11 protein-coding genes (1 of these 11 only partly in view) are annotated in these 25,503 nt (G+C 57.6%); 6 read left to right on the top strand and 5 right to left on the bottom strand.

Annotated elements, in window-relative coordinates:
* Window positions 1–15: 15 nt before the first annotated feature.
* Window positions 16–3,528, bottom strand: a complete 3,513-nt coding sequence (gene smc, locus QMG27_RS06395) for a chromosome segregation protein SMC (RefSeq protein ID WP_281810234.1) — start codon at window positions 3,526–3,528, stop codon at window positions 16–18.
* Window positions 3,529–3,556: 28 nt separating this feature from the next.
* Window positions 3,557–3,901, bottom strand: a complete 345-nt coding sequence (locus QMG27_RS06390; RefSeq protein ID WP_281810233.1) for an Hpt domain-containing protein — start codon at window positions 3,899–3,901, stop codon at window positions 3,557–3,559.
* A gap of 41 nt (window positions 3,902–3,942) precedes the next feature.
* Between QMG27_RS06390 and dapC the strand changes: the two genes are divergently transcribed.
* Genes dapC through QMG27_RS06365 form a run of 5 tightly spaced genes read left to right on the top strand, consistent with a single transcriptional unit; the run spans window position 3,943 to window position 10,247 of the window.
* The gene (gene dapC, locus QMG27_RS06385; protein ID WP_281810232.1) at window positions 3,943–5,154 is read left to right on the top strand and encodes a succinyldiaminopimelate transaminase; all 1,212 of its coding nucleotides are present in this window, start codon (window positions 3,943–3,945) and stop codon (window positions 5,152–5,154) included.
* A 34-nt stretch (window positions 5,155–5,188) separates the two neighbouring features.
* Window positions 5,189–6,025 (top strand): 2,3,4,5-tetrahydropyridine-2,6-dicarboxylate N-succinyltransferase, encoded by an 837-nt coding sequence (dapD, locus tag QMG27_RS06380; RefSeq protein ID WP_281810231.1) that lies wholly within the window; start codon window positions 5,189–5,191, stop codon window positions 6,023–6,025.
* A gap of 11 nt (window positions 6,026–6,036) precedes the next feature.
* Window positions 6,037–7,212, top strand: coding sequence for a succinyl-diaminopimelate desuccinylase (dapE, locus tag QMG27_RS06375; RefSeq protein WP_281810230.1), 1,176 nt, complete (start codon window positions 6,037–6,039; stop codon window positions 7,210–7,212).
* Window positions 7,209–8,111: a 50S ribosomal protein L3 N(5)-glutamine methyltransferase gene (gene prmB / locus QMG27_RS06370; RefSeq protein WP_281810229.1), complete on the top strand. Its 903-nt coding sequence runs from the start codon at window positions 7,209–7,211 to the stop codon at window positions 8,109–8,111. Before dapE ends, prmB begins: the two co-directional genes overlap by 4 nt.
* Window positions 8,112–8,168: 57 nt before the next feature.
* Window positions 8,169–10,247: an ATP-binding cassette domain-containing protein gene (locus QMG27_RS06365; protein ID WP_281810227.1), complete on the top strand. Its 2,079-nt coding sequence runs from the start codon at window positions 8,169–8,171 to the stop codon at window positions 10,245–10,247.
* An 18-nt stretch (window positions 10,248–10,265) separates the two neighbouring features.
* Here QMG27_RS06365 and QMG27_RS06360 read toward each other — a convergent pair whose 3' ends face one another.
* Both QMG27_RS06360 and QMG27_RS06355 read right to left on the bottom strand, forming a co-directional pair.
* Window positions 10,266–11,102 (bottom strand): hypothetical protein, encoded by an 837-nt coding sequence (locus QMG27_RS06360; protein WP_281810225.1) that lies wholly within the window; start codon window positions 11,100–11,102, stop codon window positions 10,266–10,268.
* Window positions 11,096–11,614: a hypothetical protein gene (locus QMG27_RS06355; RefSeq protein WP_281810223.1), complete on the bottom strand. Its 519-nt coding sequence runs from the start codon at window positions 11,612–11,614 to the stop codon at window positions 11,096–11,098. The genes QMG27_RS06360 and QMG27_RS06355 overlap by 7 nt, the downstream gene beginning before the upstream one ends.
* A 91-nt stretch (window positions 11,615–11,705) precedes the next feature.
* On the opposite strand from QMG27_RS06355, the gene QMG27_RS06350 reads away from it, so the two are divergent.
* Window positions 11,706–13,466: a hypothetical protein gene (locus QMG27_RS06350; RefSeq protein WP_281810221.1), complete on the top strand. Its 1,761-nt coding sequence runs from the start codon at window positions 11,706–11,708 to the stop codon at window positions 13,464–13,466.
* 21 nt (window positions 13,467–13,487) lie between these two features.
* On the opposite strand, the gene QMG27_RS06345 is transcribed toward QMG27_RS06350, so the two are convergent.
* On the bottom strand, window positions 13,488–25,503 hold the final stretch of the coding sequence (locus tag QMG27_RS06345; RefSeq protein ID WP_281814474.1) for a filamentous hemagglutinin N-terminal domain-containing protein. The gene runs 21,950 nt beyond the window's last position; 12,016 of the gene's 33,966 nt are visible here — the last part of the coding sequence; its start codon lies off the right edge, out of view; it ends in the stop codon at window positions 13,488–13,490.

The following is a 25,503-nucleotide window of genomic DNA, read 5'->3' as shown; positions in this document are numbered from 1 at the left end:
GTTTTTATTTTGCTATCAAGCATCCGCCATGGACACAGCAGACTCCATGTCCACCGCCACAATGCGGGAAACGCCTTGTTCTTGCATGGTCACACCGATGAGTTGCTCGGCCATTTCCATCGCAATCTTGTTGTGCGAGATGAACAGGAATTGGGTTTCTTTGGACATGCTCGACACCAGCTTGGCGTAGCGCTCGGTGTTGGCGTCGTCGAGTGGCGCGTCCACCTCGTCCAGCAAACAAAACGGCGCTGGGTTGAGTTGGAAAATGGCGAACACCAACGCAATCGCGGTGAGCGCTTTTTCGCCACCTGAGAGCAAGTGAATGGTTTGGTTTTTCTTGCCGGGTGGCTGGGCCATGACCTGCACGCCAGAGTCCAAAATTTCTTCGCCGGTCATCACCAACTTGGCATTGCCACCGCCAAAGAGCTCTGGGAACATGCGGCCAAAGTGCTCGTTCACGACCTTGAAGGTGCCGCCCAAGAGCTCGCGGGTTTCGGCGTCAATCTTGCGAATAGCGTCTTCCAGCGTGTTCATGGCATCGGTCAAGTCAGTGCTTTGCGCATCCAAGAACTGTTTGCGTTCGCTGGCACTGGCCAGTTCTTCCAACGCGGCCAAGTTCACAGCGCCCAAGGCGGTAATCTCGCGGTGCAGGCGGTCGATCTCGCCTTGCAAACCGCCCAAGCGCACGTTGTTGGCGAGGATGGAGGCGGACACAGCTTCGAGGTCGGCCTCGGCGTCGGCCAGCAATTGGCTGTATTGCTCGAGGCCCAAACGCGCGGCTTGCTCTTTGAGTTGGAAGTCAGTGATGCGTTGGCGCAAAGGTTCCAACTCACGCTCCAGCTGCAAGCGGCGTTCGTCGCTGGCACGCAGTTTGGTGGTGAGGTCGTCGTACTCGCTGCGTTTGGCAGCCAGTGCGGCTTCGCGCTCCATCTTGATGTTCAGCGCGTTTTGCAAGCCCGCTTGTGCGGCTGCATCGGTCAAACGTGTGAGGTCTTCTTGCACACGCGCTTCTTCGGCAGACACCGAAGCTGCTTGTTGCGTGGCGGTGTCGATGATGCGTTTGAGTTCGGCTTCGCGCGTGGCCAAGCTGCGTTGGGCAAACTGGGCCTCTTGGGCTTGGCGTTCCAAGCTGCGTTGTTGTTCGCGGCTGTCGTTCAAGCGGCGCTCGGCGTTGATGACGGCTTCGTCTAGCTGGGCATGACGCTCTTGGCTGTCAGCCAGTTGCATGTCCAGCTCTTCAAAGCGGGCTTCTGCGGTGGCGCGGCGTTCTTGCAGGTCGGCCAATTGGGCTTCAACCTCTGACAAGTCACCACTGATTTGCTCGCTACGCGCGCGTGTTTGCTCGGCCAACTGGCTCAGACGCAAGGTCTCCACTTGCAGCTCATGCGCTGTGGCTTGTGCAGCGGTGGCTTCGGCACGGATGCTCACCAAGCGTTGTGACGATTCGCTGTACGCAGCCTCGGCTCGCACTAGGGCGTTGCGCGCCTCATCCGCGATGAAGGCTTGGGCCTTGCTGCTCTTGTCGAGGTTTTCAATTTCTTGGGCGCGGGCCAACAAGCCAGACTGTTCGTTGTCTTGCGCATAAAAGCTCACGCTGTGCGCGCTAATGGCATGGCCGCTCGGCACATAAATCACTTGTCCTGGTTGCAAGCTGCTGCGCTTGGCCAAGGCTTCGTCGAGGTTCGGTGCTGTGAAGCAGCCGTTGAGCCAATCGGTCAACAAGGCTTTTTGGCCTGCATCGTTCAAACGCAACAGGTCAGACAAGCGAGGCAGGCTACCTTGTGACTCGGGTGCGGAAGCACTTGGTGGTGTGTAGAAAGCCAACTTGGCAGGTGGTGCATCGGTTTGGAAGGCGCGCACGATGTCTAAGCGAGACACTTCGAGCGATGCCATGCGCTCACGCAATGCAGCTTCAAGTGCGTTTTCCCAACCCGCTTCGATGTGGATGCGGCTCCACAAGGCTTGCAAACCGTCCAAACCATGCTTGGCGAGCCAAGGCTTGAGCTTGTCGTCGGTCTGCACTTTTTCTTGCAAGGCTTTGAGGGCCTCCAAACGGGCCGACAAATCGGCTTGCTTGGCTTGTTCGTCGTTCACAGCCTGTTGTGCGGCGCGACGTGCTTCGTCGAGCACAGGCACATTGGCTTGCAGCTCTTCGAGTTGCGCAGCCGTGACTTCGGCGTGGGCTTGAGCCTCTTGGAGTTGCTCTTTGAGATTGTTCAGGCGCACTTCATCAGGGGCGGCCAAGGCGTTTTTGTCGGCGCTCAAACGCTCTTGACGAGCATGCAGATTGCGGCTTTGTTCTTCGATGTTGCGTTGGTCTGCCGCCAACACCTGAATTTGCTGCTGCACTTGGGCCACGCTGGAGCGTTGCTCATTGCTGCGTTGTTGGGCGATGCGCAAGGCTTCTTCCAGCTCGGGCAGTTGCATGGCCTGCTCTTCCACTTGCGCGGCGAGCATGACGGCTTTTTCTTCGCCGTCCATGGCCATGGATGCTAAATTTTCAATCTCTTGCTGCGCTTGTTCGCTCTGAAGAGCCCAATGCGCGGTTTGTTCTTTGATTTGAATCAGGCGGGCTTCGGCGCGCTGACGGCCCTCCACCACAAAGCGAATCTCCGCTTCTAAGCGGCCCACTTCGGCGCTGGCTTCGTACAACGCACCTTGGGCTTGGTTCACCTGGTCGCCCGCTGCGTAGTGAGCTTGGCGCACGGTTTCAAGATCAGCTTCGATGTGGCGCAAATCGGCAATGCGGCTCTCGAGATCGTTCACCGCTTTGTCCGCTTGGGTTTTGATGCCCACTTGGTCGGCTTCGGCCTCAGCACGGCGCAAGAACCACAGTTGGTGCTGCTTCAAGGTCACATCCGCGTTGAGCGCGTGGTAGCGCTGAGCCACTTCAGCTTGTTTCTCCAACTTTTCAAGGTTGGCGTTCAACTCGCGCAAGATATCTTCCACGCGGGTCAAGTTCTCGCGGGTATCGCTCAGGCGGTTTTCAGTTTCGCGGCGGCGTTCTTTGTACTTAGATACGCCAGCCGCTTCTTCGAGGAATAAGCGCAGTTCTTCGGGCTTGGATTCAATGATGCGGCTGATCGTGCCTTGGCCAATGATGGCGTAAGCGCGTGGGCCCAAACCCGTGCCCAAGAACACGTCTTGCACGTCGCGGCGACGCACGGGTTGGTTGTTGATGTAGTAGCTCGAACCGCCATCGCGCGTGAGCACGCGCTTGACCGCGATTTCAGGAAACTGGCTCCACTGGCCGCCGGCACGGTGGTCTTCGTTGCTGAACACCAGCTCCACGCTGGAGCGGCTGGCCGCTTTGCGGGTGGTCGTGCCGTTGAAAATCACGTCTTGCATGGACTCACCACGCAGCTCGGACGCTTTGGACTCGCCCAGCACCCAACGCACGGCGTCCATGATGTTGGACTTACCGCAACCGTTGGGGCCCACCACGCCGACCAATTGGCCGGGCAGCATGAAATTGGTGGGTTCCGCGAAGGACTTGAAACCCGATAACTTGATTGAATTCAGACGCACTGAAAAGCCTCTTTTTATGAGGGTGTAATCATAAGGCGAGCCAAGCGCGAACTTCGGCCAACAAGGCCTCCAAACTAGGAACTAATGCAGTAAACACAGGGCCTGTGACGTTCAAAGCCTGCTCACGGCTGGTCTGATAGAGATCTGTCATGGCTTGCGCCAAAGACTCGGTCGCGAACAAAGGCATAAAGCCTTTCAAGGCGTGCAAAGCATGCTCTACCTTCAAAGCATCGCCCGCTACCAGACCCGCTTGGATCACAGCCATTTCCTGCACCAGACTTTGCTCAAACGTCACCACCAATTCACGCAATTGGTCAGCCTCAAACGCAAATTCTTTGGCGCGGGTGAGGTCGAGATAAGTAGGTGTAGACATAGAGTTCAGATTGATCACAGAGCGCGGGGATAATAGCAGTCATGAACCCCCTTCTTTCGAGTCTGCAGCCCTATCCTTTTGAGCGGCTGAAGCAACTTTTCTCCACCGTCACACCCAACCCCGCCTATGCGCCCATCAGCCTAGGCATTGGCGAGCCACGCCACGCCACGCCGCAGTTGGTGCTCGATGCTTTGGCCAAAGCCACAGCCCAGTTGGCCGCCTACCCTGCCACCGCTGGCTTGCCTGCGTTGCGCGAATCGTGCGTGAACTGGATGCAACGCCGCTACGGTTTAAAGCTGGACGCCGCCACGCAAGTGCTGCCCGTCAACGGTTCACGCGAGGCCTTGTTTGCCTTTGCCCAAACCGTGATTGACCCCACACGCGATGCGGTGGTGGTCTGCCCCAACCCGTTCTACCAAATCTACGAAGGTGCTGCGCTGTTGGCCGGCGCCCAAACCTATTACGCACCCAGCGACCCTGCGCTGAACTTCAACGTCAATTGGGACAGCGTGCCTGCCGACGTATGGGCCAAAACCCAGTTGTTATTCGTCTGCTCACCCGGCAACCCCACAGGCGCCGTGATGCCCATGAGCGATTGGGAAAAACTGTTTGCTTTGAGCGACAAGTACGGCTTTGTGATTGCCAGCGACGAGTGCTACAGCGAAATTTATTTTCGCGAAGAAGCGCCTTTGGGTGGTTTGGAGGCCGCTGCCAAGTTGGGTCGCACAGACTTTAAAAATTTGGTGGCCTTCACCAGCTTGTCCAAGCGCAGCAATGTGCCGGGCATGCGCAGTGGTTTTGTGGCGGGCGACGCCAACATCCTCAAACAGTTCTTGCTCTACCGCACCTACCACGGCTCAGCCATGAGCGGCATGGTGCAAGCCGCCAGCGTGGCCGCTTGGAACGACGAGGCCCATGTGGTGGCAAACCGTGAGCAATACCGCCAAAAATTTGCGGCTGTCACCCCACTGCTCGAAGCCGTGATGGATGTGCGCTTGCCAGACGCTGGTTTTTACCTGTGGGCTGCGGTTCCTGGTGGCGACGATGTGGCTTTCGCCCGCGACTTGCTGGCTCAATACAATGTGACGGTGCTGCCGGGCAGCTACTTGGCCAGAACCAGTAATGGCATTGGCCAGGCCCAAGGGTTTAATCCCGGCGCCGGTCGAATTCGCATGGCCTTGGTGGCTGAAACCGCCGAATGCTTAGAAGCCGCGCAACGTATCGTGGCGTTTATCAAAAACACCCATTCCTGATTCCATTCTTAATTTCAACGTAGAGAAGACAACCATGACTCAACACCAACTCCAACACGTCATCGACAACGCTTGGGACAACCGCGCCAATATCAGCGCGACCGACGCCTCCAAAGAAGTGCGCGATGCCGTGAACCACGTCATTGCCGAATTGAACGCTGGCCGCTTGCGCGTGGCCACCCGTGAAGGCGTGGGCCAATGGACCGTGCATCAATGGCTGAAGAAAGCGGTGTTGTTGTCTTTCCGTTTGAACGACAACCGCGTCATGAAATCTGGTGACTTGGCCTTCTACGACAAAGTGGACACCAAGTTTGCCCACCTGAGCGAAGAAGAAATGAAAGCCGCTGGCGTGCGCGTGGTGCCACCAGCTGTGGCACGTCGCGGTAGCTTTGTGGCTGCTGGTGCGATTTTGATGCCCTCTTACGTGAACATCGGCGCCTATGTGGACAGCGGTACCATGGTTGACACATGGGCCACCGTGGGTTCATGCGCACAAATCGGTAAGAACGTGCACTTGTCTGGCGGCGTGGGCATTGGTGGCGTGTTGGAGCCTTTGCAAGCCAACCCCACCATCATTGAAGACAACTGCTTCATCGGCGCTCGCTCTGAAGTGGTGGAAGGCGTCATCATCGAAGAAAACTCTGTGCTCGGCATGGGCGTGTTCATCGGCCAATCGACCCCCATCTTCGACCGCGCCACAGGCGAAATCAGCTACGGCCGCGTGGCTTCTGGCTCTGTGGTGGTGGCAGGCAACATTCCTAAAGTGGCTGCCAACGGCGCGCCTTACAGCATGTACGCCGCCATCGTGGTCAAGCGCGTGGACGCACAAACCCGCTCCAAGACCAGCATCAACGATTTGTTGCGCGACTGATCTTTTTAACGATGTCTCGCACCCTCCAGCTCACCGAGCAACTCATCTCGCGTCCATCGGTTACCCCCGAGGACGCGGGCTGTTTGGACATCATCACCGCACGGCTTGCGCCCTTGGGTTTTGAGTGTGAGCGCATCGACAGCGGGCCTGACACCTTTCGCGTGAGCAACCTGTGGGCTGTCAAACGCAGCAAGCACGCAGGCGCCAAAACTTTGGTGTTTGCAGGCCACACCGACGTGGTGCCTACCGGCCCCATTGACCAATGGGCCAGCGACCCCTTCACCCCCACCCACCGCGACGGCAAATTGTTTGGCCGTGGGGCCAGCGACATGAAAGCGTCGTTGGCAGCGATGGTGGTGGCGTGTGAAGAGTTTGCGGTAGCGTGCGCCGATCCCGCGATCAACATCGCCTTCTTGCTCACCAGCGACGAAGAAGGCCCAGCCTTAGACGGCACCGTCAAAGTGTGCGAAGCCTTGAAGGCCCGTGGCGAACAGCTCGACTACTGCATCGTGGGCGAGCCCACCTCGGTCGAGCGCACCGGCGACATGATCAAAAACGGCCGACGCGGGACGATGAGCGGCAAGCTCACCGTCAAAGGCGTGCAAGGCCACATTGCCTACCCGCAACTCGCCAAAAACCCCATCCATCTATTGGCTCCCGCCTTGGCCGAGTTGGTGGCGATTGAGTGGGATAAAGGCAACGACTTCTTCCCGCCTACCAGCTGGCAAGTGAGCAACATCCATGCGGGCACGGGCGCGAGCAACGTGATCCCTGGCGAATGCGTGGTGGATTTCAATTTCCGCTTTTGCACCGAATCCACGCCTGAGCAACTGCAACCGCGCCTCACTGCTGTGCTGCAAAAACACGGTTTGGACTTCGACTTGAAATGGACCATTGGCGGTCTGCCCTTTCTCACTACGCCCGGTGACTTGGTGGGTGCCGTACAACGCGCCATTCGCGACGAAGTGGGCGTGGAGACCGAACTCTCCACCACCGGCGGCACCAGCGACGGCCGCTTCATCGCGCAAGTCTGCCCCCAAGTCATCGAGCTTGGCCCACCTAACGCCACCATCCACAAAATCAACGAATACGTGGCCGTGGCTGATTTGGACCCGCTCAAAAACATTTACCGCCGTGTGCTCGAACAGTTGCACGGCATGGCCACTCAGGCCGCCTCCGCACAATGAACCCCACCACCACACTCAGCGCGCTCATTGCTCAGAGCGCGCAGCAGCTTGAGGCTGTCCATGCAGCAGGCCAATTGAGCTTCGGCCAAGGCACGACCAATGCCGACGACGAAGCCGCGTGGCTGGTGTTGTGGAAATTGGGCTTGCCACTCGACACCGATTTTTCTGACCCCAAGCACGATGTGGCGCTGACCGATGAGCAAGTGCAAGACGTGCAGGCCTTGATTGCCCAGCGCATTGCCACGCGAAAGCCTGCGGCCTACCTCACGCAAGAGGCGTGGCTGCAAGGCGTGTCGTTCTACATCGACGAACGGGCCATCGTGCCGCGCTCGCTCATTGCCGAAGCTTTGGCTGACGGCAGCATCGACCCGTGGTTGCACACCGACACCTCGCGCGTGCTTGATCTGTGCACGGGCAATGGCAGCCTCGGCATCTTGGCGGCGTTGGCGTTTCCCGATGTGACCGTGCAAGGCTTGGACTTATCGAAAGACGCACTGGCAGTAGCCCACATCAACGTCGAACGACATGGCGTGCAAAGCCGCGTCACGCTCGCCGAATCAGACGGTTTGCAAAACGCCGATGGCGTGTTTGACCTCATCTTGTGCAACCCACCGTATGTGAACGCACAAAGCATGGCCGAGTTGCCTGCCGAGTTCAAAGCCGAGCCCGAGCTGGCACTGGCTGGCGGCACCGACGGCATGGACTTCATTCGCACGCTCTTGCGTGATGCCCCCGCCCACATGAGCGAGCACGCCGTGTTGGTGCTCGAAATTGGCCACGAGCGCCCCTACTTTGAAGCCGCCTTCCCCACGCTGGACGTTGTGTGGCTCTCCACCAGCGCAGGCGACGACCAAGTGTTGTTGGTCTCTCGTGAAGCCCTGCAACAACTTCCGCGCTAACGCGTCGCTGCACACGCACGACACGCCACCTTCTCGCACACCGAATTTTTCTGTCCCATGATCACCATTAAAAACGTCACCTTGCGCCGCAGCGCCAAGGTCTTGCTTGAAGGCGCAACCGTCACCTTGAACCCTGGCGAAAAAGTCGGTTTAGTTGGCCGCAACGGCGCGGGCAAGTCGTCGCTGTTTGCGTTACTCAACGGCAATTTGCACGAAGACGCGGGCGAGTTCTACATCCCTGCTCAATGGCGCATGGGCCAAGTGGCCCAGGACATGCCCGAGACCGAGCAAAGCGCCACCGAGTTTGTGATTGAAGGCGACACCGTGCTCAACGACGCACGCGCCGAGGTCAAAGCCGCCGAAGCCACCGACGACTACGAGCGCATGGCCAACGCCTACATGGCCTTGAACGATGCGGGCGAGCACGACGCCGCCGCACGCGCTCAGTCGCTCATCTTGGGTTTGGGCTTTAAGACCACCGAGCTGAACAACCCCGTCAACAGCTTTTCGGGCGGTTGGCGCATGCGCTTGCAACTGGCGCGTGCGCTCATGTGTCCGTCTGATTTGCTGCTGCTGGACGAACCCACCAACCACTTGGACTTGGACGCCTTGGTGTGGCTCGAAGCGTGGCTCAAGAAATACGAAGGCACGATGGTGGTCATCAGCCATGACCGCGAGTTTTTGGACGCGGTGACCAACGTCACCCTCCACATCGACCACGGCAAGCTCGTGCGCTACGGCGGCAACTACAGCAAGTTTGAAGACATGCGCGCCGAGCAAATGGAGCTGCAACAAGCCGCCTTTGCGCGTCAGCAAGACAAGATTGCACACTTGCAAAAGTTCATTGCCCGCTTCAAGGCCAAGGCCAGCAAAGCCAAGCAAGCGCAAAGTCGCGTCAAGGCGCTGGACCGCATGGAGAAAATTGCGCCGCTCTTGGCCGATGCCGAGTTCAGCTTCGAGTTCAAAGAGCCTGCCAACTTGCCCAACCCAATGCTGAGCATGCAAGGCGTGAGCGTGGGCTACCCTGCCCCGTCTGACGCGCCTGCGGGCACACCGCCCACCATCATCGTGCGCAACATCAACCGCTCGGTGCTGGCGGGGCAACGCATTGGCATCTTGGGCGCCAACGGCCAAGGCAAATCGACCTTGGTGAAGACCATTGCGCGTGATTTGCAAGCCATTGAAGGCGACACCACCGAAGGCAAGGGCCTGAACATTGGCTACTTTGCGCAGCAAGAGCTTGATGTGCTGCACCCCAAAGACGACCCGTTGCAACACATGATTGACCTGTGCAAGCGCTTGACCGCTGAAGGCAAACTCAGCGGCCAAGCCACACGCGAGCAAGACCTGCGTAACTTCTTGGGTCAGTTCAATTTCAGCGGCGACATGGTCAAGCAAGCCGTGGGCAGCATGAGCGGCGGCGAAAAAGCCCGTCTCGTGCTGTGCATGTTGGTGTGGCAGCGCCCCAACCTCTTGCTGATGGACGAACCCACCAACCACCTAGACCTCGCCACCCGCGAAGCACTGAGCATGGCCTTGAACGAGTTTGAAGGCACGGTGATGCTGGTGAGCCACGACCGTGCGTTGTTGCGTGCGGTGTGCGATGAGTTTTGGATGGTGTCACGCGGCGGCGTCGAGCCGTTTGATGGCGACTTGGACGACTACCAACGCTACTTGCTGGACGAAGGCAAACGTCTACGCGCCGAGGCTGTAGCGGCTGCCAATGCGGCCACCGCGCAAGCGGCGGCAAGCAGCGCCGCTGCGAGTCAAGATGCGCCCACAACGAGTACCACGCCCATTCAAGCGAGTGACAAAGCCACGGGGGCCACCGCATCGCCAACGCCCAAACCCATCGTCTCGCGTGATCAACGCAAAGAAGACGCGCAGTTGCGTAAAGAGATCAACGAGAAAAAGCGTCCGTTGAAAAAAGAGTTCGATGCCGTGGAAAAAAGCATGTCCACGCTTGAGGCTGAGAAAACAGCCCTGCATGACAAACTCGCCACACCCCTGCCCCCTGCTGAGATTGCTGAAGCAGGCAAACGGCTCAAAGCCGTAGAAGACGAGTTGGCCGAGCTAGAAATGCGTTGGTTGGAGCTGACCGAAGCGATGGACGCGATTGAAGCTGCGATGGCTTAAATCGCTGGCCAATGTGGCTTAAACAAAGCGCGCACTGAACTGCGCGCTGCACCAAATGATGGCTGGGAACGAGCACATCCACGCCCAGAAAAATCGGTTCAAGCCAAAGAACCAAAACACCAAAAAGTGAAACAACGCCGCCACAGCGCAAAACACGGCGGCTAGACGTGGGTCAAGCAAACTGATGGGAAACAAAATTTCCCACACGATGAAGCCCCACGACCCCATGAGGGTGAGCCACTTGTTGCGCAGCGGGTGTGTGGCTGACAGTGGCCCATAAATAGCACCGTTCAAAAAGATGGTCATGGCCGAGCCATTGCGCCACTCACGGCGCAGCAGCTTGACGGCACCTGACATGAAGTACGAGGTGATGGCTTGAATGGCGATGTACCAAAAGCCCGCTTGCCAACCCAGCTGAACGTTGCCAAACGCGCCCACCACTTGCGAGATGAGCAGGCCTGTGAGCACCACAAGCGTTAAGAAATCACTCCCACCGTTGAACGCGCCGCGCCAACGGATGAGGATGAGCAAATTGCCCACAAACAAAAAACCAATCAGCGGTAACGATGCGCCCTGCACTGCTAACAGCGCCGCCGCACACAAGCGCAACAACAAATGCAACTGATGCATGTGCGGTTTGAAGAGTACATCCAGCAAAGCACGCACAGGGGCATTGGGAATATCAGCCCGTTGCAATTGCCAAGACCAAAACGCATCGTTGGCGGTGTATTGGCCCATGCGCAAGTATTCGAGGGTTTGAATGGTGAGGCTCCACGCAAACACCAACTCGGTGGCACGAATCGCCATCAACGTGGGCGCTTCAATCAATGCTTGAAGAAAAGTAACGCTCAACATAAAGATGGCTCCACAGGCGAAGTCATCATCACTTGGGTATCAACTGTCTCTGAGCGGCCATCCAACACCATGCGAAGCTCAAACTGGCGATGGGTGAAATTCACATCACGCGCACGCAGCACTTGGTCACACAAGCGCTGCATCATCTTGTAGCTGACCAAGCCGCGTGGGTCTACGCCCTCGGGCAAGTCATGCAAATCGGCCCAAAAGTGGTCGACCATGTTTTGTTGGCCGAGGCCAATGTTGGTGTCGGGGTTGTGCACCAGGTGGCTCAAGCGGCGCACACGGCGTGGGTAAATCAACACCCAATCAGACCATTGCAGCTCGCCCGAAGCCAGTTGCACGGCTGAGCGTGCATAGAGATGCGGCACATAGCCCACCGCATGAAAAAACTTCCAGTTCGGAAAAAATGCGCGCAGCAAAAACAGCCACGGGCCTTTGATGATGGGGGTTTTGACGATCAGCGTGGCGATCAGCACCACGAAGTACAAAACGAACAAAGCTTCGGTCATGAGGAGGTATTTTGCATGACGACATCATGCTCAAGTTTTGACAGGTTCGTGTCGATTAGGCGATTGCTATGTATTCTTTTTGCCCGTGGCCATGAGCTTGCTCAAACCTGCCAGCAGCTATCCGTTTCCTTACATACCGCCAAGCCCAATTAATCCTGCGCTGGTGGGGCCCTATTCTGCGCAAAACATCAAGGGTTTGACATCGCTTCAAATTCAGAAGATACCGCTCAACGAATTGGTTCAATTCACATCGGAGCAAATACAAGCGTTCACGACCACGCAAATTCCGTGGTTCTCTACTGATCAGATCAAAACCCTGACGGCAGCCCATTTCAGTGCCATGAGTAGCGCGCAGATCAAAGCAATCAGTTTTGCGCAGTGGAACAAAATTTCGCCACAGGTCTTTGCGGGTATCAACAACGAAAAGATCGCACATATTTCCACGACCACCATCGGATCGATCAGCACAGCCCATGTCAGTGCTTTGAGTCAGCCGCAAATTTCGGCACTCACCACCGACGAAATAGCCCATTTGTATGCCGATCAGCTCAATGCATTCTCCTCATCGCAAGTGAATTCTTTGTCAGACAAGCAAGTCGACAAAATCAGCACCGTACAAATCAGCAGCTTATCGACAGGGTTTGTGTCTGCACTGTCCGCACTGCAGGTCAGAGCCTTGAGCACCATGGCGCTATCAGCGCTGACGACCGAGCAAATTCAAGCGTTAGATGCGGAGGATGTCTCCAAACTCTCCGCCCAGCAAATCAGATCATTGACCATTGAAACGGTTCAATCCTTCACAACCGCACAGATACAAGGGTTGAGCAAAGCGGACATCACTGAATTCAGTACGGTACAAATTTCGAATTTGACAACCGATCAAATCGCCGCAATGCGCACTGACAGTCTGGCTGGATTAACCAAGGCGCATTTAGAGGCATTGACCACGGAGCAATTTGCAGCCTTGTCGACGTCGCAGATCCGGGCCTTATCCAGCACACAAATTAAAAATTTGAGCACCGATGATGTTGTTGCACTCGGTACATCTGGGATCATGGCTTTGTCAAACGCACAGGTGGCAGCACTGACGGCATCTCAGGTCGACCAGATGACGGATGAGCAGATTGCGGCCATCAGCAGCGAGCAGTTCAACCGACTCGCCCCTCATCAAATCCGTGCATTGACAAGTCATGTGGTGGCTGCGCTCAGCACCGATGTGGTGGCTAATTTGACCCAATCGCAAACGCGCTTGTTCTCTCAAACGCAAATCGCTGCATTGACCACCGCGCAAGTTCAATCCTTGGGTGCGCAAACAGTGAATCAGCTGAGTCGTTGGCAGGTTTCGGCCCTCTCGACGGATCAACTACATGCAATGTCTGATACCCAACTGCGTCAATTGAATTCCAATGCCATCAAAGGGCTGACCACAGAACAGCTAGAGGCGATGACGCACACCCAGTTTGCTGCACTGAGCACCTCCCAAATCAATGCCTTCAGCGTGTCTCAAGCAGCGCATTTGGGTGCTGAGTTTGGACAATCGCTCAGCGCAGGCAGCATCACCACACTGAACACAACCCTGTTGAATGCACTTGGGTCGGATGCGATTCAAGCGATAGATGCCCATGTCATGTCGGCCATGACATCAAAACAACTCTCAGCCCTCAATGCCACCTTTGTTTCGCGCATGGGGGACGAACAGCTTCAGGCGCTCTCCGTTGAACAAATCCGCACCTTGTCTGTGCGCGCCTTGAGTGGGTTAAGCGCCGCGCAATATGCGGCGCTCACACCCATACAACAAGCGGCTTTCACGGCAAGTCAAAGTCGCACATTGAAAGCCAATGGCTTGATTTAAGACGGATTCAATTCATTCGCCTTACTTTGTAGGCGGTTTTTCTTGAATCAGAACCACTGATTCGGTGTTACCAACGGAGACCTTCAACTGCAGTGGGAAGGCGCCTGCTGGGACCTCGTTGGCCGTGAAGATTTTGTTGGTGGCGTCGTAGCGCAGCCAATTGGGCAGGGGTTTGCCGTCCATCTGCGCAATCTTCACAGGTGCATCGGCTGCATGGCCTGCCACAGCATGGGGGTCGAGCTCAAAGCTAAAGCTCTTGCCGGGAGCCGCCGCTTCGGGCGCGACTTGCACCTGAATCACGCCCGTTTGCGAGGCACTTGGCGAACGACTCACCACCACAGACACCGCGCTGCCCCCTGTGCCACCGATGATTTGTAGGGGTGTATTGGCCATCGCACTCCCGACTCGTGCTGCAGAGGCAGCTGTCACCACCGTGGTTTCAGCACGCACAATCAGCGCCCCCGAGCTCACGGCGTTGAGCAGTTGTGGGTGGTTGATCATGATGATGCCGCCCTTGAATAAAAGTGCGCCCAGCCACAAGTTCTTGGGGTCAAACAGGTCAATCTTGGCACTGCCTGCATCAAAGTCTTGATCCGCACCGGCTTTGAGAGGGCCGGATTGCATGATGTCAAAACCACCGCTGTTGACTTTGAGCTTGCCTGTGTAGACCGAGGAGGTGCCCATGTCCAGCTTGCCGTGGCTTTGCAAATTGGTGGTCAAGCCCACATTCACTTCGCCCATGCTCAAGGCGCCACTTGCTGTCAATTTTAAAGCTTGTGGCGTTTTGATCGACACACGGTCACCAAAGCTATTGGCTTCATTAGTGAGTGAGATGTTGCCAGCTAGCACGTCAAAGCTGCTGGTGCTCGTTACCTGCAATGGGCCTACTTGTGTGACATCCCCGGCGTCCACTTTGACGTCCAAATTGCCAGTGAGGGTGCTGCTTGCCAGCGTCAACGCTGTTGTTGAATGAACCGTTGCGTTCACAGCACTCAAGCCAAGAGTTTGTGCAAACCTGTTGGCCTCACCCAGCACCACATTGCCTTGCGCGGCGGTGATCTGAGTGGCACCTGCCACATTCAATGGCGCGATTTGCGTGATGTTTCCCGTGGCCGCAGTCAGATTCAATGTGCCTGTTACGGTGCTGTTGCCCAAGACTAATCCATTTGTACCCGCCAAGTCCACGTTATGTGCTTGCATGCTGACGGTCCCCACAAATAAGTTGGGTGTATTGGACAAGGTCACGTTTCCTGTGTCTGCATCCAAGTTGCTTGTGCCAGCCACATGGAGCGAAGAACCGGCCACCGTGCTTTGCACAATATCACCGCCATGCGATTGAACCGACAAATTGCCACCGATATTGGCGGTACCAAGGTCAATTGCTTGGTTGTTGGTCGATGCAATCAAATCATGGCTCACGGTGGCGTTGCCAAACGACACTGTGCCTTGCGTGCTGCTCATGTTCAAACTGCCTGCAATATTGGCGCCACCCAAGTTCATGTCATCGCGACTGACCAACGTCAAATCACCGCCGGTGATGAATGCGGAGCCCAAATCAATCGACCCTATGGGTGCGCGCAAAGTCATGGGGCCAGAGTTGGTCACATTGGCTAAACGCAGGTTGCCGCTGGTCGCCACGGTGGTTGAGTTGCCACTGAGCGCCAAAGTACCCGCAAAGGTGTTGGAAATTAAGTTGGGCGGTGTGGCGTTGTCATAGTTCACATAGTCCAAAGCAATGGTGCCACTCGGAGCACCGGGTGTAGTAGACGCGGTTGAAATCTCGGTATCGCCAGCCACCGTGAGTGGCCCGGTTTGGCTCAAGTTTCCGCCGTTGGTCTCAAGTGTGAGGTTGGTGCTCACCGAGGTTTCACCCAACACGACAGCACCGCCATGGCTGTTGATGGTCAACGCGCCAGAGCTAGCTAGGGTGCTGGTTGTCAAGTTGCCTTGTGTTTGCAAGTTCACAGAACCCGCGCTTTGCAAAGGCCCTAACCGCAGCGCTGAATCGGTTGTGATGGATACATTGGCCCATGAGCCGCCATGGTCCTGAGTCAAAGTGAGCAGTTGCCCGAACGTGTTGCCTACGCCAGTCAATGCAGCTACTTGCAACGTGCCAGTATCCGCTGTGAATGTTGAGATTCCTGTCAAGTTGATGCTGGTGTTCGGTTGTTGCGACACGCCACCTGCATGCGTGATGACTTGCAAGGTACGTGCACTGTCCACATCGCCTAATACGAGAGCCGTGGCCGTTTCAATCTTCAAATCTAAGCCGGCGACGCCATCGGTGATGCGTAGGAAATTCACAGTGTCTGCGGTGGATGTGAGGGTGCTGTGTGCCCCCAAGGTCATCGCATCAAGGTAAGTTTGTGTACCGCTGGTGGTCACAGATCCGCCATTCAAAAACACGGTGCCCCCGGTATCTGTGGTCAAACTCACCAATGGCGTGATGTTGCCCACTGCCCCCATGAAGCGCGTGGCACCCGATGTGTTCACTAACAGTGTTTGTGCACCGTTGAGAATTTTCCCAAAGCTGATATCACCTGCACTGTTGCTAGTGAGTGTGGTATTTGCCGTCAAGTTCACTGCTTCACCGTAGCTTTGAGCACCAGTGGTCACCACACTTCCACCGTGCATCACAACGCTGCCACTGGTGTTGGCGTCAGTGCTCAAACTGTTCAGTGCATTCGTGCTGCCGATGGCGCCATTGAAGGTGGTCACACCGCCTGAGTTCACCGTGAGGGCATATGCGCCATCGACCATGCCATTGAACGTCACTGCGCTGGCACTTGTATCAATCACTGTGTTTTTTTGCAATGTCACATTGCCGTTGTAGGTTTGAGTACCTGTGGTGGTGATGCTGCCACCGTTGAGCACCGCAGCGCCAACCAAGTTCAAATCACCCGTACCCATCACAGCGGCATTGAACGTGACGCCACTGCCGGTTAATGTGGCGTTGCGCAACAAACTCACCATGTCGTTGTAGGTTTGTGCGCCTGTGGTGTAGATGGTGCTGGCGTCAATCAACACCATGCCACCTGCGTTGGTGGTCAAGCTGGCCAAAGGCGTTGATGCGCCCACGTCGCCATCCAAACGTGTGGTACCCGTGGTGTTGATGGTCAAGGCTTGTGTGGTGCCTGTTGCTGAGTCCACGGTGCTGCTGAAAGCCACAGTGCCCGCACCTGCATTGAGCGTGGTGGCTTGAGCCAGTGTGGTCGCTTCACCATAGGTTTGGTTGCCGATGGTGGTGACTGAGCCTGCGTTCATCACCAAGCTGCCACCCACGTTCGTTGTCAGGCTTGCCAGTGCATCCACAAAACCCACCTTGTTGTTGAAAGTGGTCACGCCTGTGCTGTTGATGGTCAACGCTTGTGTGGTGCCTGTAGCGGAATCCACGGTGCTATTGAGGCTGATAGCGCCTGTGCCAGCACTCAAAGAGGTGTTGGCATTCAATGTGATCGCAGTACTACCTAAGGTGATGCCTGCGTTGTTGGTGCTGATTGCACCCCCCATATTGATGCTGTTCACAGCCGTGGCTGTTAATCCACCTGCAAAGGTGAGCGTGTCACCCGCTGCGTTGCCCAGCACCAAATTACCCGTGTTCAAGAACGTGGTGGCAGTGTTGGCTGCGCTCACGTTGGTGGTTGTGCCGAGCAGTTCAACGTTGTAGCCGTTCGCTGTGGTGGTGAGCACAGGTGTGCTCAAGTTGTCTGCAAAACGAATGGTTTGACCCGCCACGGTGTTGCTCAACACCACGCTCGTGCCCGTGGTCACTGCGCTGCTAAAGGTGGCGCCGTTGCTGTTCGTGAGGGTGAGCGTGCTCAACGGCGTTGTGTTGCCAATCGTGCCGCTGACCAACACAGTGCCATTCGTACCCGCGTTGATCGTCACCGCTTGACCATTGTTGGTGCTGCCATTGAGCGTCTTGGCAAAGGTGATGTTCGCGCCTGCTGCCAAGGCACCGTTATTCGTCGTGTCAAAGGTTGTGCTGGCGGCTGTGACCACGGCATCGTCAGCGATGACGATGGAGTTGGGGCTGCTGGTGCGCACCAAGACACCGCTAAAGGTGCTGCTGCCTGCGGCGTCTGTTTCAAAGTGTGCAGGTGCGGTGGTGGCACCAATGGCACCTGTGTACGTGGTGTTGCCACTGTCAGCCACCACCACGCGTGAGGTGCCATCTAAGGTGCTACCAAACGTCATGCCCACGCCTGTGAAGGTGGTGGTATCGGTTGCCGCACCGCCCACGGTCACGCTGCCGTTGTAGGTTTGGGTATGGCTGCCCGCGTTCACGCTGCCGCCATTCACCACGGTGGCGCCGTTCACTGTCAGGTCACCGCCTGCAGTCACGCCCATGCTAAAAGTGACGGTGCTGGCTGTGAGCGTGCTTGCGCCACTGAAGTTCACAGGGCTGGCAAAGCCCAACGTAAAGCCACTGCCGCTCAAGCTGCCGTTGACGGTGGTGGTGGCTGTGCCGCTGTTCAAGCTGGTGTTGGCCAACAAGGTGGTGGTCTGCCCTGCTTGGCCCAAGGTCAAGGCTTGGTTGTTGGTGGCGAACGTGCCGTCTAGCACCAAGGCCCCGGTGTTGGCGAGGTTGATGCCATTTGCCACGGCGATGTTGCCGCGCAAGGTCAAGGCAAACGGCTCAGCCGCCACAGTGAAGGTGGGGGTGGTCAAACCTGCGTTAAAGGCAATGACGTGGGCATCCACGGTGTCGGTCAACACCACGCTGGTGCCGGTGATCACGGCGCTGTTGAAGGTGGCGGTGTTGCTGTTGACCACTTGCAAGGTTTTGAGCGCTGCGCTGCCACCCACCACGCCTTGCGCGGTGATGTTGCCCAAGTTGCCTGCATCGAGTGTCAAGCTGCGGGTGTTGGCCGAGTCACCGTTGACGGTTTGCATGAACTTCAAGTCGCCACCGGTTTGCACGGTCACGTCGGTGAACACCTTGACGATGTCGTTGAACACCGCGTTGTTGGTGACGTGAATGCTGCCTGCTTTGAGCTGGGTTTCGCCCGCTGCGGTGGTGGGTGAATCGGTGGTCAAGCTGAGCAACGGCGTGCTGCCACCGATGATGCCGCCCAGCACCGTGGTGCCGCTGTCGCTCAGGGTCAGCGCTTGGGCGCCATCCACGGTGGACATCAGGGCCACATTCACACCTTGCAGCGTGGTGGCCGCGCCCAAAGTCACCGCGTCGCTGTAGGTTTGCGCGCCTGTGGTGTGCACGCTACCACCGCTGATGACCACGCTGCCGCCTGCATCGGTGGTCACGCTGGTCAAGGCTGTGGTGCCACCCACAGCGCCACCAAAGGTGGTGATGCCCGAGGTGTTCACCGTCAAGGCGTAGGCACCGTTGAGTGCACTGTTGAGCGTGCCGCTAAATGTGATGGCACCACTGCCTGTACTGGTGAGCGTAGTGTCTGCGCCTAAGGTGGCTGCCTCGCCAAAGCTTTGCAAGCCCGTGGTGTTCACTGCGCCACCATTGATAGCCACGGTACCACCCGCGTCGGTGCTGAGGCTGGTCAAAGCGACCGTTCCACCCACAGCACCTGTGAAGGTGGTTGCACCTGAGGTGTTGATCGCCAAAGTTTGCGCGCCATTGAGCGTGCTACCAAAGGTGATGGCCCCAGAACCAGTGCTGGTCAGCGTTGTAGCTGCGCCCAAAGTAACGGCTTCGCCATAGCTTTGTGCGCCTGTGGTGGTCACCGCGCCGCCGTTCATCACCAAGGTGCCGCCTGCATTCGTGGTCACGCTGGTCAAAGCGGTGCCAGCACCGATCGCACCACCCAAGGTGGTGACGCCCGCGCTGTTCACGGTCAAAGCATACGCACCGTTGATGCTGCCACTCAGCGTGACATTCGCACTTCCAGCTTCAAGCGTGGTGTTGGCCCCCAGCGTCACCGCCTCGCCATAGCTTTGCGCACCTGTGGTGGTGACTGAGCCTGCGTTCATCACCAAGGTACCGCCTGCATTCGTGGTCACGCTGGTTAAAGCAGTCCCACCACCGATCGCACCACCCAAGGTGGTCGTGCCGGTGCTGTTGATGGCCAAGGCATAGGCGCCATCGATCGTGCTGCCCAAGCTCACATCCGCGCTGCCTGCGCTCAATGTGGTGTCGGCACCCAAGGTCACAGCACCGCTGTAGCTTTGTGCGCCAGTGGTGGTGACTGAACCGCCATTGAGCGTGGTGGTGCCGTTCACACTCAGGCTGTTGTTGCCAGTCACAGCACTGTCAAAGGTGATGCTCGATGCGGTGAGTGTGCTTGGACCCGTCAACGTCACAGCGCCCATGTAGTGTTGGGCGGCACTGCCTGTGTTCACGCTGCCACCGTTGATGGCTGTGGTTCCATCCACCGTCAAGGCATAGGCGCCAGAAACAGCCCCGCCAAATGTCACGCCCGTGGCCGTGAACGTGGTGTCCTGGCTCATGGTAGTCGCTTCACCATAGGTTTGGTTGCCAGTGGTGGTGACTGAGCCAGCGTTCATCACCAAGCTGCCACCCACGTTCGTTGTCAAGCTGGCCAAGGCGTCGGTAAAGCCCACCTTGTTGTTGAAGGTGGTCACACCTATGCTGTTGATGGTCAACGCTTGTGTGGTGCCAGTCGCAGAATTCACGGTGCTACTGAAGGTCACATCGCCCGCGCCTGCATTGAGCGTGGTGGCTTGCGCCAGTGTGGTCGCTTCGCCATAGCTTTGGTTGCCGGTGGTGGTGACTGAGCCAGCGTTCATCACCAAGCTGCCACCCACGTTCGTTGTCAGGCTTGCCAAGGCGTCGGTAAAGCCCACTTTGTTGTTGAAGGTGGTCACACCTGCGCTGTTGATGGTCAACGCTTGTGTGGTGCCTGTTGCTGAGTCCACGGTGCTGCTGAAGGTTACATCGCCCGCGCCTGCATTGAGCGTGGTGGCTTGAGCCAGTGTGGTCGCTTCGCCATAGCTTTGGTTGCCAGTGGTGGTGACCGAACCTGCGTTCATTACCAAGCTGCCACCCACGTTCGTTGTCAGGCTTGCCAAGGCATCTACAAAACCTACCTTGTTGTTGAAGGTGGTCACACCTATGCTGTTGATGGTCAACGCTTGTGTGGTGCCAGTCGCAGAATTCACGGTGCTACTGAAGGTCACATCGCCCGCGCCTGCATTGAGCGTGGTGGCTTGAGCCAGTGTGGTCGCTTCGCCATAGGTTTGGTTGCCGGTGGTGGTGACTGAACCAGCGTTCATCACTAAGCTGCCACCCACGTTCGTTGTCAGGCTTGCCAGTGCATCCACAAAACCCACCTTGTTGTTGAAGGTGGTCACACCTGCGCTGTTGATGGTCAACGCTTGTGTGGTGCCTGTTGCTGAGTCCACGGTGCTGCTGAAGGTTACATCGCCCGCGCCTGCATTGAGCGTGGTGGCTTGAGCCAGTGTGGTCGCTTCGCCATAGCTTTGGTTGCCAGTGGTGGTGACCGAACCTGCGTTCATGACCAAGCTGCCACCCACGTTCGTTGTCAGGCTTGCCAAGGCATCTACAAAACCTACCTTGTTGTTGAAGGTCGTCACACCTGTGCTGTTGATGGTCAAGGCTTGTGTGGTGCCAGTCGCAGAATTCACGGTGCTACTGAAGGTCACATCGCCAGCGCCTGCATTGAGCGTGGTGGCTTGAGCCAGCGTGGTCGCTTCGCCATAGCTTTGGTTGCCGGTGGTGGTGACTGAGCCAGCGTTCATCACCAAGCTGCCACCCGTGTTGGTGGTCAAACTGGCTAAGGCGTCAGTAAAGCCCACCTTGTTGTTGAAAGTGGTCACACCTGTGCTGTTGATGGTCAAGGCTTGTGTGGTGCCTGTTGCAGAGTTCACCGTGTTGCTGAAAGTTACATCGCCCGCACCTGCATTGAGCGTGGTGGCTTGAGCCAGTGTGGTCGCTTCACCATAGGTTTGGTTGCCGATGGTGGTGACTGAGCCTGCGTTCATCACCAAGCTGCCACCCACGTTCGTTGTCAGGCTTGCCAAGGCGTCGGTAAAACCCACCTTGTTGTTGAAGGTGGTCACGCCTGTGCTGTTGATGGTCAACGCTTGTGTGGTGCCTGTAGCGGAATCCACGGTGCTATTGAGGCTGATAGCGCCTGTGCCAGCACTCAAAGAGGTGTTGGCATTCAATGTGATCGCAGTACTACCTAAGGTGATGCCTGCGTTGTTGGTGCTGATTGCACCCCCCATATTGATGCTGTTCACAGCCGTGGCTGTTAATCCACCTGCAAAGGTGAGCGTGTCACCCGCTGCGTTGCCCAGCACCAAATTACCCGTGTTCAAGAACGTGGTGGCAGTGTTGGCTGCGCTCACGTTGGTGGTTGTGCCGAGCAGTTCAACGTTGTAGCCGTTCGCTGTGGTGGTGAGCACAGGTGTGCTCAAGTTGTCTGCAAAACGAATGGTTTGACCCGCCACGGTGTTGCTCAACACCACGCTCGTGCCCGTGGTCACTGCGCTGCTAAAGGTGGCGCCGTTGCTGTTCGTGAGGGTGAGCGTGCTCAACGGCGTTGTGTTGCCAATCGTGCCGCTGACCAACACAGTGCCATTCGTACCCGCGTTGATCGTCACCGCTTGACCATTGTTGGTGCTGCCATTGAGCGTCTTGGCAAAGGTGATGTTCGCGCCTGCTGCCAAGGCACCGTTATTCGTCGTGTCAAAGGTTGTGCTGGCGGCTGTGACCACGGCATCGTCAGCGATGACGATGGAGTTGGGGCTGCTGGTGCGCACCAAGACACCGCTAAAGGTGCTGCTGCCTGCGGCGTCTGTTTCAAAGTGTGCAGGTGCGGTGGTGGCACCAATGGCACCTGTGTACGTGGTGTTGCCACTGTCAGCCACCACCACGCGTGAGGTGCCATCTAAGGTGCTACCAAACGTCATGCCCACGCCTGTGAAGGTGGTGGTATCGGTTGCCGCACCGCCCACGGTCACGCTGCCGTTGTAGGTTTGGGTATGGCTGCCCGCGTTCACGCTGCCGCCATTCACCACGGTGGCGCCGTTCACTGTCAGGTCACCGCCTGCAGTCACCGCACCACCAAAGGTCACGCTGCTGGCCGTGAGGGTGCTTGCACCAGCAAAGCTCACGCTATTCGCAAAGTCAAATGAAGCAGCGGTCAACGTCGCGGGGTTGGTGAATGTCAACGGCCCCACAAAGCGCAATGCGCCTGTGCTGCTGATATCGCCATCCAAGGTTGTGGCACCCGTACTCAACAAGCGCATGCGGTATTCGCTGGCAGATACAGGACTCACCACACGCAAGCTACCCGCGCCACTGTTGATGTCGGTCATCTCTGCCAATCTGATGGTGCTGTTGACGTTACCCAGGGTGATGGCCGCATCGTCGCTGTGCAACACACCAGCCAGCGTGATGGCGCTTGGGGATGTGGCGACTAGGCCTCCTGCAAAGTGCATGTTGTCGGACTCCACGCCGCCCAACTGCAATGTGCCCGTATTGGCCAATGTGGTGGCGCTGTTCACACTGACCACATCGCGCAAGGTCAGCGCAAAGGGTTTGGCCGCCACGCTGAAGGTGGTGGTGCTCAGACCGCCGTTGAAGTCGATGTTGTTACGCGTGTCCGTCAACACCACGCTGTCGCTGGTGGTGACTTTGCCAGTGAAGGTGGCCATTTCGCTGTTCACCACCGTCAGTGCTTTCAACGGCACGTTGTCACCCAACGCGCCCTGCACGTTGATCGCGCCTGTGTTACCGCCGTTCAAACTGAGTGTGCGTGTGTTGGCTGTGTCTGCATCCACGGTTTGCATGAAGTTCAACTGCCCAGCTGCTTGCACGGTGACATTGGCAAATACCTTGACGATGTCGTTGAACACCACATCGCCTGTGGTGTGTACGACAGCGCCTTTGAGCTGTGTTTCACCTGCAAAGGTGGTGGCCGAGTCGGTCACCAAACTGGTCAGCGGAATCGCTGCACCCACGCTGCCACCCAAGATGGTGGTGCCACTGTCGCTGAGGGTCAGGCTATAAGCGCCATCGATGGTCGATGCGAAAGCCACGTTCACGCCTTTGAGTGTGGTGTCTGCACCCAAGGTCACAGCCTCGCCATAGCTTTGTGCACCGGTGGTGGTGACTGAGCCGCCGTTCATCACCAAGGTACCGCCTGCATTGGTCGTCACGCTGGTCAACGCGGTGGTGTTGCCGATGGCGCCCCCGAAGGTGGTTGTGCCCGCGCTGTTGACAGTCAAGGCATAGCTCCCGTTGACGGTACTGCTGAGGGTCACATCGCCGCTGCCTGCGGTCAAGGTAGTGTTGGCACCTAACGTCACAGCTTCGCCGTAGCTTTGGTTACCTGTGGTGGTGACAGAAGCGCCATTCATCACCAAGGTGCCGCCTGCATTGGTCGTCACGCTGGTCAACGCGGTGTTACCACCGATCGCACCACCCAAGGTGGTGACACCTGTGCTATTCACGGCCAAGGCATAGGTCCCGTTGACGGAGCTGCTGAGGGTCACATCGCCGCTGCCTGCAGCCAAGGTGGTGTTGGCACCGAGCGTCACAGCTTCGCCGTAGCTTTGGTTGCCCGTGGTGGTGACAGAGGCGCCATTCATCACCAAGGTGCCGCCTGTGTTGGTTGTCACGCTCGTCAAGGCGGTGCCTGCCCCGATGGCTCCGCCGAAGGTGGTTATGCCCGTGCTGTTCACGGTGAGTGCATAGGCACCGTTGACGGTGCTGCTCAGGGCCACATTGCCACTGCCTGCAGCCAAGGTGGTGTTGGCACCGAGCGTCACGGCTTCGCCGTAGCTTTGGTTGCCCGTGGTGGTGACAGCGCCGCCGTTCATCACCAAGGTGCCGCCTGCATTGGTCGTCACGCTGGTCAACGCGGTGCCACCACCGATCGCCCCCCCCAAGGTGGTGACACCTGTGCTATTTACGGCCAAGGCATACGCGCCATTAACGGTGCTGCCCAAGCTCACGTCGCCACTGCCTGCGGCCAACGTGGTGTCGTGCCCCAACGTCATGGCAGCGCTGTAGCTTTGTGCGCCCGTGGTGGTGATTGAACCGCCGTTGAGGGTGGTGGTGCCGTTCACACTCAAGCTGTTGTTGCCGACCACGGCGCTGTCAAATGTCACGCCCGAGGCACTCAGCGTGCTGGCCCCTGTCAAGGTCACCGCGCCCATGTAGTGCTGTGCGGCGGTGCTTGTGTTCACACTGCCACCTTGGATGGTTGCTGTGCCATCTACAGTCAAGGCATAGGCGCCGGACACAGCCCCGCCGAATGTCACGCCTGTGGCGGTGAGTGTGGTGTCATGGCCCAAGGTGATCGCTTCGCCATAGCTTTGTGCACCTGTGGTGGTCACAGCGCCACCGTTCATTACCAAAGTGCCGCCTGCGTTTGTCGTGACGCTGGTCAATGGCGTTAGGCCACCCACTGCAGCACCGAAGGTTGTGGCGCCCGTGCTGTTCACAGTCAATGCGTATCCACCATCGACGGTGCTGCTCAGGGTCACAGTGCCACTGCCAGCGTTCAAAGTGGTGTTGGCACCCAAGGTCACCGCACCGCTGTAGCTTTGCGCGCCTGTGGTCACGCTCGCACCGTTGATCGCCGTGGCGCCATTGACTGTGAAGGTGTACGCACCCGACACTGCGCCATTCAAGGCTACGCTGGATGCGGTGAGTGTGGTGTCTGCGCCTAAGTCCACTGTGCTGCTGTAGCTTTGAGCGGCACTGCCCGTGTTCACCGAGCCTCCGTTGAGGGTTGCAGCACCATTCACAGCGAAGGCATGTGCACCTGATACGGCTGCATCCAAGGTCACATGGCTGGCACTCAGTGTGGTGTCTGCCCCCAAGGTGATGGCTTCGCCGTAGGTTTGTGCGCCGGTGGTGGTCACAGCGCCGCCGTTCATCACCAAGGTGCCGCCTGTGTTGGTTGTCACGCTGGTCAACGCGGTGCTACCACCGATCGCACCACCCAAGGTGGTGACACCTGTGCTATTCACGGCCAAGGCATACGCGCCGTTGATGGTGCTGCTCAAGGTCACGTTGGCAGTGCCTGCACTCAAGGTGGTGTCAGCACCCAAGGTCACGGCACCA

The organism is Limnohabitans sp. MORI2, from assembly GCF_027925025.1.
Lineage (GTDB): Bacteria > Pseudomonadota > Gammaproteobacteria > Burkholderiales > Burkholderiaceae_C > Limnohabitans.
The sequence above is the reverse complement of the archived record's forward strand: the minus strand, read 5'-3'. Positions and strand labels throughout refer to the sequence as shown.

Coding starts and splice junctions, on each gene's coding strand:
- QMG27_RS06390 (WP_281810233.1), bottom strand. CDS start 3,901: ATGTCTACACCTACTTATCTCGACCTCACCCGCGCCAAAGAATTTGCG.
- dapC (WP_281810232.1), top strand. CDS start 3,943: ATGAACCCCCTTCTTTCGAGTCTGCAGCCCTATCCTTTTGAGCGGCTG.
- dapD (WP_281810231.1), top strand. CDS start 5,189: ATGACTCAACACCAACTCCAACACGTCATCGACAACGCTTGGGACAAC.
- dapE (WP_281810230.1), top strand. CDS start 6,037: ATGTCTCGCACCCTCCAGCTCACCGAGCAACTCATCTCGCGTCCATCG.
- prmB (WP_281810229.1), top strand. CDS start 7,209: ATGAACCCCACCACCACACTCAGCGCGCTCATTGCTCAGAGCGCGCAG.
- QMG27_RS06365 (WP_281810227.1), top strand. CDS start 8,169: ATGATCACCATTAAAAACGTCACCTTGCGCCGCAGCGCCAAGGTCTTG.
- QMG27_RS06360 (WP_281810225.1), bottom strand. CDS start 11,102: ATGTTGAGCGTTACTTTTCTTCAAGCATTGATTGAAGCGCCCACGTTG.
- QMG27_RS06355 (WP_281810223.1), bottom strand. CDS start 11,614: ATGACCGAAGCTTTGTTCGTTTTGTACTTCGTGGTGCTGATCGCCACG.
- QMG27_RS06350 (WP_281810221.1), top strand. CDS start 11,706: ATGAGCTTGCTCAAACCTGCCAGCAGCTATCCGTTTCCTTACATACCG.